The 14606-nt window shown below is 71.9% G+C and carries 12 protein-coding genes; 7 read left to right on the forward strand and 5 right to left on the reverse strand.

What is annotated here, in order from left to right; translation table 11 throughout:
• Positions 1-18 precede the first annotated feature (18 nt).
• The 7 genes from QMF80_RS06415 (at position 19) to QMF80_RS06445 (ending at position 9720) form a co-directional block, all read left to right on the forward strand.
• Positions 19-1020 carry a methyltransferase gene (locus QMF80_RS06415; protein WP_283450332.1) on the forward strand — a complete coding sequence of 334 codons (1002 nt, stop codon included), beginning with the start codon at positions 19-21 and terminating at the stop codon, positions 1018-1020.
• On the forward strand, positions 1020-4367 hold the full coding sequence (fabD, locus tag QMF80_RS06420; RefSeq protein ID WP_283450335.1) for an ACP S-malonyltransferase: 3348 nt from the start codon (positions 1020-1022) through the stop codon (positions 4365-4367). Before QMF80_RS06415 ends, fabD begins: the two co-directional genes overlap by 1 nt.
• An 84-nt stretch (positions 4368-4451) precedes the next feature.
• Complete coding sequence (locus QMF80_RS06425) at positions 4452-5714, forward strand: cytochrome P450 family protein (RefSeq protein ID WP_283450337.1); 1263 nt, start codon at positions 4452-4454, stop codon at positions 5712-5714.
• Entirely contained in the window at positions 5711-6916 is a 1206-nt protein-coding gene (locus QMF80_RS06430) for a cytochrome P450 (RefSeq protein ID WP_283450339.1), read from the forward strand. The genes QMF80_RS06425 and QMF80_RS06430 overlap by 4 nt, the downstream gene beginning before the upstream one ends.
• Before the next feature lie 14 nt (positions 6917-6930).
• Positions 6931-7347, forward strand: a complete 417-nt coding sequence (gene panD, locus QMF80_RS06435; RefSeq protein ID WP_283450398.1) for an aspartate 1-decarboxylase — start codon at positions 6931-6933, stop codon at positions 7345-7347.
• Positions 7348-7376: 29 nt separating this feature from the next.
• Positions 7377-8336, forward strand: coding sequence for a class I SAM-dependent methyltransferase (locus QMF80_RS06440; RefSeq protein WP_283450341.1), 960 nt, complete (start codon positions 7377-7379; stop codon positions 8334-8336).
• Positions 8337-8370: 34 nt separating this feature from the next.
• Complete coding sequence (locus QMF80_RS06445) at positions 8371-9720, forward strand: acyltransferase domain-containing protein (RefSeq protein WP_283450342.1); 1350 nt, start codon at positions 8371-8373, stop codon at positions 9718-9720.
• Positions 9721-9768: 48 nt separating this feature from the next.
• Here QMF80_RS06445 and QMF80_RS06450 read toward each other — a convergent pair whose 3' ends face one another.
• From QMF80_RS06450 to ccrA, 5 genes are all read right to left on the reverse strand, one after another.
• Positions 9769-10323, reverse strand: coding sequence for a DUF2087 domain-containing protein (locus QMF80_RS06450; protein ID WP_283450343.1), 555 nt, complete (start codon positions 10321-10323; stop codon positions 9769-9771).
• Between the two features lie 70 nt (positions 10324-10393).
• The gene (locus tag QMF80_RS06455; protein WP_283450345.1) at positions 10394-10729 is read right to left on the reverse strand and encodes a DUF6204 family protein; all 336 of its coding nucleotides are present in this window, start codon (positions 10727-10729) and stop codon (positions 10394-10396) included.
• A 58-nt stretch (positions 10730-10787) separates the two neighbouring features.
• Positions 10788-12464 (reverse strand): MFS transporter, encoded by a 1677-nt coding sequence (locus QMF80_RS06460; RefSeq protein WP_283450348.1) that lies wholly within the window; start codon positions 12462-12464, stop codon positions 10788-10790.
• Positions 12461-13198 carry a TetR/AcrR family transcriptional regulator gene (locus QMF80_RS06465; protein WP_283450350.1) on the reverse strand — a complete coding sequence of 246 codons (738 nt, stop codon included), beginning with the start codon at positions 13196-13198 and terminating at the stop codon, positions 12461-12463. The genes QMF80_RS06460 and QMF80_RS06465 overlap by 4 nt, the downstream gene beginning before the upstream one ends.
• Before the next feature lie 117 nt (positions 13199-13315).
• The coding region (gene ccrA / locus QMF80_RS06470) for a crotonyl-CoA carboxylase/reductase (protein ID WP_283450352.1) at positions 13316-14606 on the reverse strand (1291 nt) is incomplete at its 5' end.

The following is a 14606-nucleotide window of genomic DNA, read 5'->3' on the forward strand; positions in this document are numbered from 1 at the left end:
ACCGAAAGAGACGCTCTCATGGAAATCCTCAAGCTCGCCGTCAGCGGTTGGTTCGCCCGGGCCCTCGCGGTCGCCGCCCGGCTGGAGATAGCCGACATCCTCGACGGCGGATCGATGACCTCGGCCGAACTCGCCGAGCGCACCGAGACAGACCCCGCCGTCCTGCACCGCCTCCTGCAGATGCTCACCGTGCCGGGCGTGCTGGAGCGGGACGGGGAGAAGTTCCGCCTGACCGAGGCCTACGCGCCGCTACGCGCGGACCACCCCTTCACCCAGCGCCACTTCGCCGTCCTCGCCGCCGAGTTGTACGACGACGCCTTCGCCGGACTGATGCACACCGTGAAGACCGGCAAGTCCGGCTTCCAGGAGGTGTTCGGGGACTCCCTCTACGGCTACCTGGAGACCCACCCCGAGACGGCCGACCTGTTCGACAAGGGCATGGTCGACCTGGCGACGCCGGTGGCCCAGTGCCTGCTCGGCCTGCACGACTTCGGCGCCGTGAAGACGGTCGTCGACGTGGGCGGCGGCAGCGGCGGACTGCTCCCCGGCCTCCTGGCCGCCCACCCGGGCATGCGCGGCGCCGTGGCCGACCGGGCCAGCGTCTGCACCCGGGGCCGCACGGCACTGGAACGGGTCGCGAAGGAGGACGTGCTCGACCGCATCGAGTTCACGCCGAGCGACTTCTTCGTCGAACTCCCCGCAGGCGCCGATCGCTACCTGCTGAAGAACGTGCTGCACGACTGGACGTACGAGAACTGCGTCCGGATCCTGCGCACCGTCGCCACCGCCATGGCCGACAGCCCCGCGGACGCCCGGCTGCTCGTCGTGGAGCCGCTGGTGGAGAACGACATCGACGGCTGGCGCGCGATGTTCCAGGCGGTGGCCTGCGACGAGGGCACCACCGGCCTGGACGAGCCCGCCATGCGGCGCGCCCTGGAGGAGGCGGGCTTCACGGTGGAGTCGGTCGGACAGCTGCCCACGCAGCACAAGGTCTTCGAATCCTCCCTGCGTGTCTCCTGATGCTCACGCCGGTCTTCCTGTTCGCGGGGCAGGGCTCGCAGTACCACGGCATGGGCAAATGGCTCTACGGGGCCGACCCCGCCTTCCGTGAAGCCCTCGACTCCCTGGACGCGACCGTCCGCGAGGTGCGCGGCGAGTCGGTGATCGAGGCGATCCACGGCGGTGGCCGCGGCCCCGAGCACCCGATGACCCGGTTCTCCCTCACCCAGCCGGCGATCTTCATGGTCGAGTACGCGCTGGCGCGGATGCTGCGGGCCCACGGCTTCGAACCCGGCGCGGTGCTCGGCGCCAGCCTGGGCGAGGTCGCGGCCGCGGCCGTCGCGGGCGCCGTCGACCCCGACGCGTGCCTGCGCTCCCTGCTGCGCCAGGTCGACGTCTTCGAGACCGAGTGCCCCCGCGGCGGCATGCTCGCGGTCCTGGCCGACGCGGGTCTCGCCGACCGCGACCCGGCCCTCGCCGGGGCGCACGTCGCCGCCGTCAACTCGCCGGAGAACTTCGTCCTGGCGGGCACCGCCGAGGTCCTGGACCGGATCGAACAGCACCTCCACGCCACCGGCACGCTGTGCCAGCGGCTGCCCGTCCTGTTCCCCTTCCACTCGCCCCTGATCGACCCGGTCGAGGGCGTGTTCAAGGACCTGATCGGCGACCTGGCCATGAAGCCGGCCACGATCCCGCTGATCTCCGGCACCACGGGCGCGGCCGTGCGGATACCCGACCCCGCGCACCTGTGGCGGGTGCTGCGCGAACCCTTCGACCTGACCCGGGCCCTGGGCCCGCTCCTGGAACGGGACGACCTGCTCTTCCTCGACCTCGGGCCCTCCGGGTCCATGGCCAACCTGGTGCGGGCCGCGCTGCCGAAGGGCAGCGGTTCGAGTGTGCTGCCCCTGCTGTCCCCGTACGCCCGCGACGAGGTCCTGTACCGGGCCGTCCTGGACGCCCGTCCCCGCCTCGCCGCGACCCCCGCAAGAATCGAGGTGAACCCCGTGAGCGCTCCCGCAGCGACCGCCGTGCACCGGCCCGCCGCCGCACCGACGCTCGACGTCCACGTCTTCCCTGGGCAGGGCGCCCAGGTCAAGGGCATGGGCAGGGAGGTGTTCGACCGCTTCCCCGACCTCGTCGCCCGCGCCGACGCCGTCCTCGGCTACTCCGTCCGCGAGCTGTGCCTGGAGGACCCGGGCCGCAACCTGCGGGACACCCGCTACACCCAGCCCGCGCTGTACGTGGTCAACTCCCTCACCTGGCTGGCGGTCGTGAGCGAGGGCGGACGGCTGCCCGACTACGTCCTCGGGCACAGCCTCGGCGAGTTCTCCGCCCTGTTCGCCGCCGGGGTGTACGACTTCGAGACGGGCCTGCGCCTGGTCGCCGAGCGGGGCAGGCTCATGGGGCAGGTCACGGGCGGCACGATGGCCGCCGTCTCGTACGTCGACGCCGCGCTCGTGGAGCGGGTCCTGCGCGACCAGGGCCTCACCGACATCGACATCGCCAACTACAACGCACCCACCCAGACGGTCATCGCCGGCCCCGCGGACTCGGTCAACCGGGCGCTGCCCGCGCTGAAGGAAGCCGGTGCGCGGTGCGCGCCGCTGAATGTCAGCGCGCCCTTCCACAGCCGGTACATGGCCTCCGCAGCCGAGGAGTTCGGCCGACTGCTGGACGCCACGGCCTTCGCCCCGCCGAAGATCCCGGTGATCGCCAACGTGGACGGTCGGCCCTATACCGCGGGAGCGGTGGCCGCCACCCTGCGCCGGCAGATCGCCTCCCCGGTGCGCTGGACCGACAGCGTCCGGCTCCTGATGGGCCACGGCGACTTCCAGGTGCGCGAGCTCGGTCCGGGGCAGGTGCTGACCAAGCTCATCGCCCGGATCCGTACCGAGGCGACCCCCCTCCCGGTGGCCGAGCCCGCCGCGTCGGGCGAGGACTCCGCGTCGGGCGAGGACTCCGCGTCGGCCGGCTCCGCCGCGTCCGCCGCACCGCGGCGGCCGGTGCCCGTCCGTACGGAGCCCGGGCCGCTCGCGCCCGTACGCCCCGCGCCGGCCTCCGCCGGGTCGCTCGGGTCCGAGGCGTTCCGCCGTGACTACGGCGTCCGTCTCGCCTACGCCGCCGGAGGCATGCGGCAGGGGATCGGCTCCGTCGACCTGGTCGCCCGGATGGCCGGGGCCGGACTGCTCTCCTACTTCGGCGCCTCCGGGCTGGCGGCCCCGGACGTGGCCGCCGCGGTCGCCGCGATCCGCGCACGCGTCCCGGCCGGGGCGCCGTTCGGCGTCAACGTCACGCACGACCCCTTCGAACCGCGGGCCGAGGCCGACCTGGTCGACGTACTGATCCGGGACGACGTACGGTTCGTGGAGGCCTCCACCCACGTCGAGGCGACACCCGCCCTCGTACGGCACCGGCTGACCGGAGCCCGGGTGCTGCCGGACGGCGCCGTGCACGTGCCCCGCAAGATACTGGCGAAGGTGACCCGGCCGGACGCCGCCCGGCTGTTCATGGAGCCGCCGCCCGCCGAACTGGTGGACCGACTGGTGGCGGACGGGCTGCTCACCGCCGAGGAGGCCGAGGCGGGCGCACGCGTCGCGCTGGCCGACGACGTCTGCGCGGTGGGGGACGCCGGGGACCACTCCGACATGGCAACCCTGTGGGCGCTGCTGCCCGCGCTGCGCGGACTGCGCGCGGAGCTCGGCGGCGTGGCCGGGGCCGTACGCGTCGGGGCCGGGGGCGGCATCGGCACCCCGGAGTCGGCGGCGGCCTCCTTCGTCCTGGGCGCCGACTTCGTCCTCACCGGATCCATCAACGTGTGCACCGCCGAGAGCGGGACCAGCGCGGCGGCCAAGGACCTGCTCCAGGAGGCGGACGTCCACGACACCGCCTTCGCGCCGTACGGCGACCTCTTCGAACTGGGCGGACGGGCCAGGGTGTTGCGCAAGGGCGTGCTGTTCCACGCCCGCGCGGGAAAGCTCCACGACCTGTGGCGCAACCACGACTCCTGGGAAGCGGTACCCGCCGCGGTGCGCTCGAAGGTGGAGCGCGACTACCTGGGAGCCCCCTTCGAGGAGGTCCTCGCCCGCCTCGGCAACTCCTCCGAGCCCGCCCTCGACCCCAAGCGGCGCATGGCGCTCGTCTTCCGCTGGTACTGCGCGCAGGCAGCCCGCTGGGCGATCGAGGGCGCGCCGGGCCGGGTCGCCGACTACCAGATCCCCTGTGGACCGGCCCTCGGCGCCTGCAACCGCTGGCTGGCCCGGACACCGCTGCACGCCTGGCGGGACCGGCACGCCGACGTGCTGGCCGACCGCCTGATGACCGAGGCCGCCGAGGTCGCGAGCGACGGGCTCCGAAGCCGCAGCTCCTGACCCGCCGAGGGCAGCGGAACCAACCACGTCCACGGCACCCCCCCCCGCACGATCGAAACCATCGCAAGGAGCGAGGCAGAGCGCATGACCGAAACCCCCACACCGGAACGTCCCGCCGCATCGGATGACATGGCGAGTGAGTTCGATCTGTCCGACCCGAACTTCATCACCGACCCGGAGGCGGGGGAGCGCTGGCTCGGCGGCCCCCGGCCCGTCTGCCGCGGGAAGTTCGCCGACGGCAGCGACATCTGGGTCGTCACCGGGCACCACGATGTCAAGACCGTGCTCGGAGAGCCGACCCTGCGCAGCCGCCCGCCGGGCGACTCCCACCGCGAGAGCATGCTCAGCCGGGGCATCCCCGAGGACATCGTCGACATGTTCGACTCCACCTTGCTGACCATGGACGGCGACGACCACATGCGGGTCCGCCGCCTCGTCACCCGGGCCCTGTCCGCCCGCCGGATGCTGGCCCTGACCCCGGCCGTCGAACGCGTGGCGGGGCGCCTGCTGGACGACCTCGCGGGCAAGGACGAGCCCGACCTGATCGCGGACTACGCCCACCCGCTGGCCATCATCGTCATCTGCGAACTCCTCGGCGTCGACGAGGAGTACCGCGAGCAGTGGCGCGAGTGGAGCGAGACCCTCGCCCAGGCACTGCGCCCGAACCCCGAGCAGTTCGCCCCGGCCGTACGCGGCATGGCCCGGGTCACCAGGCAACTGATCGCGGCCCGCCGGGCCGAGCCGCGGGACGACCTGATCTCCGAACTCGTCCAGGCCCACGAGGAGGACAGCGACCGGCTGACCGACGACGAGCTGACCGCCCTGGCGATGGTCCTCGTACAGGCCGGCCACGACACCGTCCGCAACCTCGTCGCGCTCGGAGCCTTCACCCTGCTCCAGCACCCCGGTCAGCTGGAACTGCTGAAGAACGACCCCTCCCTCGGCAGCCGGGCCGTCGCCGAACTCGTCCGCCACACCGCGCCGGTGAAGCACACCTTCCGCCGCTTCGCCACCGAGGCCGTCGAGATCGGCGGGGTGAAGGTGCAGCCCGGCGAGGCCATCCAGGTGGTGCTGGCCGCCGCGAACAGGGACCCCGAGGTCTTCGAGGACCCCGGACGCCTCGACATCACCCGCGAGCAGAACCCGCACCTGGGATTCGGCCGGGGCGCGCACTACTGCCTGGGCGCCAGCCTCGCCCTGATCGAGGGCGAGGTCGCCCTGACCGCGCTGTTCCAGCGGTTCCCCGATCTGTCGCTGGCCGTCGACCCGCGGGAGATCGAGCCGCGGTACCTGCTCTCGATGCAGCGCCTTCCCGTCCGTCTGTCCCCGCAGGGCGAGGCGCGATGACCGAGGTGCCGCCCACGGTCCCGGGGCTGCCGATGACCCGGGGCCGGTGCCCCTTCGACCCCGACCCCGAACTGGGCGCGCTCCGGGCCGACCACCCCGTCACCCGCATGGAGTTCCCGGACGGCCACGTGGGCTGGCTGGTCACCGGCTACCCCCAGGTCCGCGGGCTGCTGGCCGATCCCCGGATGAGCTCCCGGGGGGAGGCGCTGCGCTCGCCCATCGCGCTGCCCATGGCGGCTGACCGTACCGAGCCGGCCCCGGGCATGTTCACGGCGATGGACCCGCCGGAGCACACCCGCTACCGGCGGGCGGTGGCAGCCTGGTTCTCGGCGCGCCGCACCCGCACCCTCGAACCCCGGCTGACGGAACTCGCCGGGTGCCATCTGGACGCCATGGCCGAAGGCAGGGGCGACGGCCCGGTGGACCTGGTGGCGCGGTTCGCGGAGCCCATGGCCGCTTCGGTGATCTGCGAGCTGCTGGGCGTGCCCTTGTCGGAACGCCCGGCGTTCGACCGGGCCGTCAAGACCCTCTTCACCGTGCACTCCTCGGCCGAGGACGCCGTCGCGGGCTGGCACGCCCTCGTCGGCCTGCTGCGCGCACTGGTCGAGGAGAAACGCGCCGAACCGGCGGACGACCTGCTCGCCACCCTCGTCACCGAGGGCCGGCTCACCGACGAGGAGCTCGTCACGGTCGGCAGCGTGCTGCTGGCCGCCGGATACGACACCAGCGCGAACATGATCGCCCTCGGCACCTTCGCCCTGCTGGAACACCCCGAGCAGTTCGCCGCGTTGGCCGCCGACACCTCCCTGGCCGAGCGGGCGGTCGAGGAACTGCTGCGCTACCTGACGGTCGTCCACGCGGGCGGGATCCGCGCGGTGGGCGAGGACCTCGAGTTCGAGGGACACCGGATGGCGGCCGGTGACGCGGTCTCGCTCTCCTTCGCCGCGGCCAACCGCGATCCGGCCCTCTGCGCCCGGCCCGACACGCTCGACGTCACCCGCGAGCCCGTACCGCACCTCGCCTTCGGGCACGGGGTCCACCAGTGCGTGGGGCAGCAACTCGCCCGGCTGGAACTGCGGATCGCCTTCGAGGCCCTGCTCGGCCGCTTCCCGGGACTGCGCCTCGCCGTCCCGGCCGCGGAGGTCCGTACCCGCGCGGACGCGATCATCTACGGCGTCCAAGAACTACCGGTGACCTGGTGAACGGAGAGAACGTGCTGTACCGAGAGATGTTCAAGTCCAAGATCCACCGTGCCACGGTGACCCAGGCGGACCTGCACTACGTCGGCTCCGTCACCATCGACTCCACCCTGATGGCCGCAGCGAACCTGTTGCCCGGGGAGAAGGTCGACATCGTCGACATCGACAACGGGGCCCGGCTCAGCACCTACGTCATCGAGGGCGAGGCCGACAGCGGGGTCATCGGGATCAACGGCGCCGCGGCCCACCTCATCAACCCCGGCGACCTGGTCATCATCATCTCCTACGCCTCCATGAGCGAGGAGCACGCCCGCTCCTACCGCCCGAGCGTGGTGTTCGTCGACGCGGCGAACCGCCTCGTCACGACCGGCACCGACCCCGCCGACGTACCCGGCGGATTCGGCCTGGTGCGCGGAGACACCGTCAGCGCCTGACCACCCCATCCTGCTCACCGGAGACCCACATGAGTGCCACCCCTGACGTCATGACCGCCTTCACCAGCGGCCTCGCGGACATCAACCTCGACGAGTCCGGCGCCGCCCGCCGCGGCGAGAACGCCTCAGGCATGAAGTCCGCCAGCGCCACCATCTACGACATGGCCGCGACGCTCTCCGGCCACGGGGCCCTGTGGAACTGGGGCATGCACGACCCCGCCCTCGCCGAGGAGATGCGCGCCCGCGTGCCCGGCTTCGGCGAGCCCTGGACCGACGGCTTCAGCGAGCAGCTCTACTTCCTCGCCCTGCGCGATCTCCCCATCGGCCTCGACGACTACGCCGGGCGCCACGTCCTGGAGGTCGGCTGCGGTATGGGAGAGGGCCTCAACCTCCTCTCCCGCATCGCCCCCGGCGCCCGCATGACCGGCCTGGACCTGGCACCGAAGGCCATCGCACGGGCCACCGCCACCCTGTCCCGGGGCGACGCGCTCACCTACGTCCACGGCGACGCGGAGGACCTGCCCTTCGAGGACGGCTCCGTGGACGTGCTCGTCAACATCGAGAGCTCGCACACCTACCCCGACCTCGGCAAGTTCCTCGCCGAGGCCGCGCGCGTGCTGCGCCCCGGCGGCTTCCTCAGCCACATCGACGTCTACACCCGGCAGCGCACGGAGACCATGCGGCGCACGGCGGAGGAGACCGAGGGCCTGGAATGGACGGCCGACCACGACATCTCGGACCGGGTCCGCGCGGCCGTCCGACGCCGGATGGCACCGGGCAGCCACTTCCGCACCACCCTGGGCAAGCAGCGCATGAACCCGCTGGTGCGCCAGATCGCGGCGCACAGCCAGATCCTCATGTTCGGCGGCATGTTCGCCGGCTACCAGCCGCCGCCCGCCATCAAGGCGCTCAACAAGCTGGGCATCGTCCCGTGGATGAGCGGCCTGCCGATGGAGAGCTACCGCCACCGGATCGCCGTCCGCCGATGACCCGCCGCCCGGGCCGGAACCGAAAGGGGCACGCATGAACCCACGGCTGTTCGCCGTCGCCGCAAGCACCGGGGACCTGCTCCAGGCCCTGCTGTACGCCCACATCGACAGGATCCGCGGCGGCCGCGCCCTGCCCTCACTCGCCCGGTACTGTCACGAGGCGGCGACGGGCACGACCGGCGCCCACCGGATCGCCTTCGCCGTCGACTCGTACGACGACCTGCGCACGCAGTTGGAGGAGGCCCGCGCGGGCGACGTGGGGCGGATCCCGGCGGAGGTCACGGCCCGGCGCCCCGGGCTGGTGTTCGTCTTCGCCGGACAGGGCGCCCAGTGGTACGGGATGGGCCGGGAACTGCTCGCGCAGCAGCCGGTGTTCCATGATGCGATGCACCAGTGCGACCGCCTGGTACGCGAGTTCGCCGGCTTCTCCGTCGTCGAACAGGTGCAGCTGTCGGCCGAGGAGGCCCGGCTGGACGAACTGGACGTCCTCCAGCCGACGATGGTCTCCTTGCAGATCGCCCTGACGGCGCTCTGGCGCAGCTGGGGGATCACTCCGGACGCGGTCGTCGGGCACAGCATGGGGGAGATCGCCGCCGCCCACACGGCCGGCGGACTGACCCTGCGCGAGGCCATGATGGTCGCCTGCAGGCGCAGCGCGCTGCTGCGCCGGATCTCCGGCAAGGGAGCCCTGGCCACGACGGAACTCTCACCCGCCGAGGCGCACGCGGTGGCCGAGGCCAGCGGCGGCGCGATCAGCGTGGCGGGGGAGAACAGTCCCCGCTCCACCGTACTGGCGGGGGACTCGCGCTCGCTCGCCGCGCTCGTCGGCGAGCTGGAGGAGCGGGACGTCTACTGCCGGGTGATCAAGGGGACGGTCGCATCGCACAGCCACTACGTGGAGGAGCTGCGCGACGACCTCCACGCCGCCCTGCGCACCCTGGAGCCGACCCCCACGCACCTGCCGATGTACTCGACCGTGACGGCCGAGCCGGTGCCCGGCGCCGGGCTCGGGTCCGCGTACTGGATGCGCAACCTGCGGGAGCCGGTACGCTTCGGGGCCGCCGTGGAGCACCTCGCCGCCGCGGGTCATGAGGTGTTCGTCGAGATCAGCGCCCATCCGGTATTGCTGAGTCCGGTACGCCAGACCCTCGAACAGGGGGAGCGCCAGGGCTGGTTGCTGCCCTCTGGCACGCGCCGGACCGAGGTCCGCTCGATGCTCGCCTCGCTCGGGACCCTGTACGCCTGCGGGCGGGAGCCGGACTGGGCCGCGCTGCTCCCGCAGGAACGGGCAGACCCCCTGACCCCGTTCCAGGCCGCCGTACTGGAGGCCGTACGCCGGCCCCGGCCGGTACCCGCGACGGCGGGGCGGACCGCGCGGCACTAGTGAAGGCCGATGGGCCCCGCGTCCGGCCGGACGCGGGGCCCATCGGTGTCAGGCGGCGTCGGCCGGAGCGGCGGTGAGGCCGTACAGCCCCGACTCGCGGCGCAGCACCCCGGAATCGACAAGGGCCCGGCGCAGCGACACGGGGTCCAGGACACCGCTCTCGCACCACGGCTCCAGACGCTCCGTCACCGTGCGCTCGTCGAAGTCCTCGCCGGGGGCGAAGGTGGCCTCCGCCACGTGCCGCAGCACGGTGCGCCGTGCCTCGTGGTCGGCCTCCTCGGGCAGACCCACCAGCACCCGGTCGCGAACGAAGCCGCGCAGCCGCGCGTCGGGCTGCTCGGCGGCGGCCTCCGCCTCCCGGCGGCGGGCGGCGGTCTCCGCCGCCCCTTCCAGGGCTCCTTCGTTGATGGCGAGCCGGCCGCGCCCTTCGGGCACGAGCAGACCGTTCCGGGTCAGCTGCCCGATGGCCTTGGCCGCCACCGGGGTGTCGAGCCCCGCGGCCGAGAGGATCTCGGAGGAGGTGGACGCGCCGAGCGCGACCGCGGAGAAGACACGGCGCAGCGTCGGGTCGGACATCACGAGGGTGAATTCGTCAGGTGTCATCAGAGTGTTCCGCATCCCTGCCGGTGCGGGCCGGCCCGGCGCGCGCGCCGGGCCGGCCGGGACCTTCGGGTCAGCGCCCCTTCCGCTTGATCTTGATGCTGGCCAGGTCGGTGGACACCGACTTGAGTTCGACGCACTCGGCACCGAGCCGGCCGACGGCCGCCTCGGCGAGCTCCTCGGCCTGCGCGAGGACGAGCTCCTCGGTGTCGTCGTCGCTCGCCGGAATCAGCACGCGGAAGGTGAACCCGTGCAGCCCGCGCTCGTAGGCCACCGTGCCCTCGGCGGTGAACCGGGCGCTGAGCACGCCGTGGGCGTCCACCTGGGCGAGCAGCGACGCGCGCTGCTCCTCGTCGAGGGGCGCGAACTTGCCCCGGGTGAGGACCTGATAGGTCGTACTGCTGATCATGATCGGGCGTCTCCAGACGTGGTTCTCGGGTGCGACTGGTCGTCAGCGGAGGTACGCATCAGGCCGCTTCCTCCCGCCGGACCCGGTGGTGCGGCAGGAGAAGCACGAGGGCGGTGACCGGGACGAGGCCACCGGCCGCCCAGTACAGCGTCTCGCTGTAGGTGGCCACGAACGTCTTCGCGCGGATCTCGCCGAGCGCGCCATTGATCGTATCCCGGGTGCCGCTGTCGGCGCCCTGGACCAGGGTGGAGCACGTGTCCGGAACCTTCGTCAGATCGTCCTGGCTGAGCGCCTCGGTCGCGCAGTCCTGGAGTCCCGCGGCCTGCTGGGGCGACACCGACTGCACGGTGGGGGCCACCCGTTCGGCCTGCGGCCCGGCGTTGCCCACGAGCGCCGCGAAGAAGAGGCTGCCGATGATCGCCACGCCGAGCGCGGCACCGAGCTGGCCGGTGGCGTTGATGATGCCGGACGCGGCGCCCGCCTCCTGCGGCTTGACCTCCCTGAGGACCAGCGCCGTCAGCGGGGGCATGAGCAGGCCCATGCCGGAGCCGATCAGGAGCATGGACGGGATCGCGTGCCAGGAGGTGATCTCCGTACCGAAGTGGTCGGCCGCCCAGGCGTAGGAGAGGATGCCCGCGAACATCAGGACCGCCCCCGCGAGCAGGCAGTAACGGCCGTAGAGCGGGGAGAGCTTGCGCACGGCGAGACCGCCGACGACCGGTACGCACAGGGAGAACGGGATGGCGGTCAGACCTGTGTGCAGAGCGGACCAGCCGAGACCGGCCTGGAGGTAGAGGGTCCAGCTGAGGAAGAACCCGGCGGGGATGGCGCTGAAGAGGAGCTGGACGCCGATGCCGGCGCCGAACGCGCGGACCTTGAACAGGGACAGGGTCACCAGGGGCGAGCCGTCCTTGCGGGTCTTGTAGCGTTCGTAGACCACGAACAGCACGAGGACCGGGGCGGCGGCGACGAGCGAGACGATGCTCCAGATCGGCCAGTCGAGTTCGCGGCCGAGGGTCAGCGGCACCATGAGCATCAGCAGTCCGAGGACCACCAGCAGCATGCCGATGATGTCCAGGTGTTTCGCGTGGGGGGAACTCGACTCCCGCATCCACTTCGAGGCGCCGATCAGGGCGACCACACCGACCGGCAGGTTCACCACGAAGATGCTGCGCCAGCCGAGGTCCAGCGGGCTCCAGGCGATCAGGGCGCCACCGATGAGGGGGCCGGAGACGATGGCCAGGCCGATCATGCTCGCGTAGAGGCTGACGACACGGCCGATCTCCTGGGGAGCGAAGGAGACGTGGATGAGAGCGAGTACCTGGGGCACCATGATCGCGGCGGTGAGTCCCTGGAGCGCGCGGGCGGCGACGAGCAATTCGGTGCTGGGCGCGGCGGCGCACATGGCGGACGCGAGGACGAAGCCGCTGACGCCGATCAGGAACATCCGCTTGCGGCCGAAGATGTCACCGAGCCGGCCGCCGGTGATCAGCAGGACCGCGAAGCTCAGGGTGTAGCCGGCGGTCATCGCCTGGATGGCGACGGTGGAGGCACCGAGGTCGCGTTGGATGCTCGGGATCGCCACGGTGATGATGTTGGCGTCGAGCAGGTCCATGAAGGTGGCGACCAGCAGGACGGTCAGCGCGAACCACCGTTTCGGGTCGAGTTCGGGCGCGTCGGGGGTGGCAGGTGGGACGGCGTTAGCCGACTTTTCTGCCTGCCCTGCCTTGTTCATGGGGTTTTCTCCAGGTTCTCGGTCGGGGGTTCGGTGGCGGGTGCGGCGGTGGGTTCGGTGGCGTGTTCGGGGCTGCGGGCGAGAGCGGTCCAGGACTTCATCAGGAGCTCCACCACGTCCACGACGGAGTCCATGCCGCCGGCGTCGGGCGAGAGCACGCGCTGGATGGACAGTCCGTCGTCCAGGGCGTGCACGATCAGCGCCAGCAGTTCCACCGGCGCGGGCGTGGTCACGCCGCGCGCGGCGAAGCCCTGCGCCAGGGCTCGGGCGATGGCGTCCCGGGAGCGGCGCTCGCGGTCCGCCAGTACGGGCAGCAGCTCCGGGTCGCGCAGTCCGTAGAGCCAGAGTTCGGTGCGCAGGGCGAGCCAGCTCGCGAGGCTCTGGTCGCGTCGGCGGTGCCAGGAGCGGAGGTGGTCGAGCATCTCCTCGAAGGTGGCCGCCTCACGGGTCATCGCCTGGATCTCTTCCAGCTCGTGCTGGGTCCGCTGTTCGAGCAGGGCGAGGACGAGTTCGTGCTTTCCCTCGAAGTTTCCGTAGAAGGCACCCCGCGTGTAGCCGGCGGCCTCGACGATCTGTTCCACCGAGGTTCCGCTGACGCCCTGGCCGGCGAAGAGCTCGGCCGCCGACTGGAAGATGTGCTCGCGGGTGACCTGTCGGCTCTGCTGCCGGGTGAGTCGCTTGGTGATGGTGACCGCCTCCTTGGCGCGCTGCCCAGATACAAAACTGTATCCCAATACGGTTCCGTATCTGAAATGCATTCAGGGAGGAGGCCGCGCCGGGGGCGCGCACGCCAACGGGCTGCCACCGGCGCCCCGAAGGCGTGGTGACAGCCCGTTGGCCGAGCCGGACGGTCAGGCGTGCGCGGGCGCCGGGATCCGGAAGCGGTTGATGGCGTCGAGGTGCCGCGCGCGCATCTCGTGGTCGCGCACGCCCAGGCCCTCCTCGGGGGCCAGCGCGAGGACGCCGACCTTGCCGTGGTGCAGGTTGCGGTGCACGTCGTACAGGGCCTGGCCGGTCTCCTCCAGCGGGTAGACCTTCGACAGCGTGGGGTGGATCCGGCCCTTGGAGATCAGCCGGTTCGACTCCCAGGACTCCCGGTAGTTGGCGAAGTGGGAGCCGACGATCTTCTTGAGGGACATCCACAGGTAGCGGTTGTCGTACTCGTGCATGTAGCCGGAGGTGGAGGCGCAGGTGACGATGGTGCCGCCCTTGCGGGTGACGTAGACCGAGGCGCCGAAGGTCTCGCGGCCGGGGTGCTCGAAGACGATGTCCGCGTCCTCGCCGCCGGTCAGCTCGCGGATGCGCTTGCCGAAGCGCTTCCACTCCTTGGGGTCCTGGGTGTGCTCGTCCTGCCAGAACCGGTAGCCCTCCGCGCTGCGGTCGATGACGGCCTCGGCGCCCATGGCCCGGCAGATGTCCGCCTTCTGCCCGTTGGAGACCACGCAGATCGGACGGGCGCCACCGGCGAGGGCGAACTGGGTGGCGTAGGAGCCGAGTCCGCCGCCCGCACCCCAGATCAGGACGTTGTCGCCCTGCTTCATCCCGGCGCCGTTGCGGGAGACCAACTGGCGGTACGCGGTGGAGGCGACCAGACCGGGGGAGGCGGCCTCCTCCCAGCTCAGGTGCCGGGGTTTGGGCATCAGCTGGGTGGACTTGACGAGTGAGATCTCCGCCAGGCCCCCGAAATTCGTCTCGTAGCCCCAGATCCGCTGTTCGGGGTCGAGCATCGCGTCGTTGTGGCCGTCCGGTGCCTCCAGCTCGACCGAGAGGCAGTGCGCGACGACCTCGTCCCCGGGCTTCCAGGCGTGGACGCCCGGCCCGGTGCGCAGGACGACCCCCGCGAGGTCGGAGCCTATGACGTGGTACGGGAGGTCGTGGCGCTTGGTCAGCTCGCTCAGCCTGCCGTACCGCTCCAGGAAGCCGAAGGTGGGCAGGGGCTCGAAGAGGGCGGACCAGACGGTGTTGTAGTTGACGGAGGAGGCCATGACGGCCACCAGGGCCTCGCCCGGGCCCAGTTCGGGCACCGGCACCTCGTCCAGGTGTATCGACGCGCGCGGGTCCTTGTCGCGGGTGGCGAGCCCGGAGAACAGGTCCGTCTCGCTCTTGTGCAAGGTGACGGCCCGGTACGCCTCGGGGAGGGCG

The sequence above is a fragment of the Streptomyces sp. G-G2 genome (genome assembly GCF_030063135.1).
GTDB lineage: Bacteria > Actinomycetota > Actinomycetes > Streptomycetales > Streptomycetaceae > Streptomyces.

Bases quoted from the DNA above. Each gene is read 5' to 3' on its own strand.
- QMF80_RS06430 (WP_283450339.1), top strand. From the start codon at position 5,711: ATGACCGAGGTGCCGCCCACGGTCCCGGGGCTGCCGATGACCCGGGGC.
- QMF80_RS06415 (WP_283450332.1), top strand. From the start codon at position 19: ATGGAAATCCTCAAGCTCGCCGTCAGCGGTTGGTTCGCCCGGGCCCTC.
- QMF80_RS06440 (WP_283450341.1), top strand. From the start codon at position 7,377: ATGAGTGCCACCCCTGACGTCATGACCGCCTTCACCAGCGGCCTCGCG.
- QMF80_RS06445 (WP_283450342.1), top strand. From the start codon at position 8,371: ATGAACCCACGGCTGTTCGCCGTCGCCGCAAGCACCGGGGACCTGCTC.
- QMF80_RS06455 (WP_283450345.1), bottom strand. From the start codon at position 10,729: ATGATCAGCAGTACGACCTATCAGGTCCTCACCCGGGGCAAGTTCGCG.
- QMF80_RS06425 (WP_283450337.1), top strand. From the start codon at position 4,452: ATGACCGAAACCCCCACACCGGAACGTCCCGCCGCATCGGATGACATG.
- fabD (WP_283450335.1), top strand. From the start codon at position 1,020: ATGCTCACGCCGGTCTTCCTGTTCGCGGGGCAGGGCTCGCAGTACCAC.
- QMF80_RS06460 (WP_283450348.1), bottom strand. From the start codon at position 12,464: ATGAACAAGGCAGGGCAGGCAGAAAAGTCGGCTAACGCCGTCCCACCT.
- QMF80_RS06450 (WP_283450343.1), bottom strand. From the start codon at position 10,323: ATGACACCTGACGAATTCACCCTCGTGATGTCCGACCCGACGCTGCGC.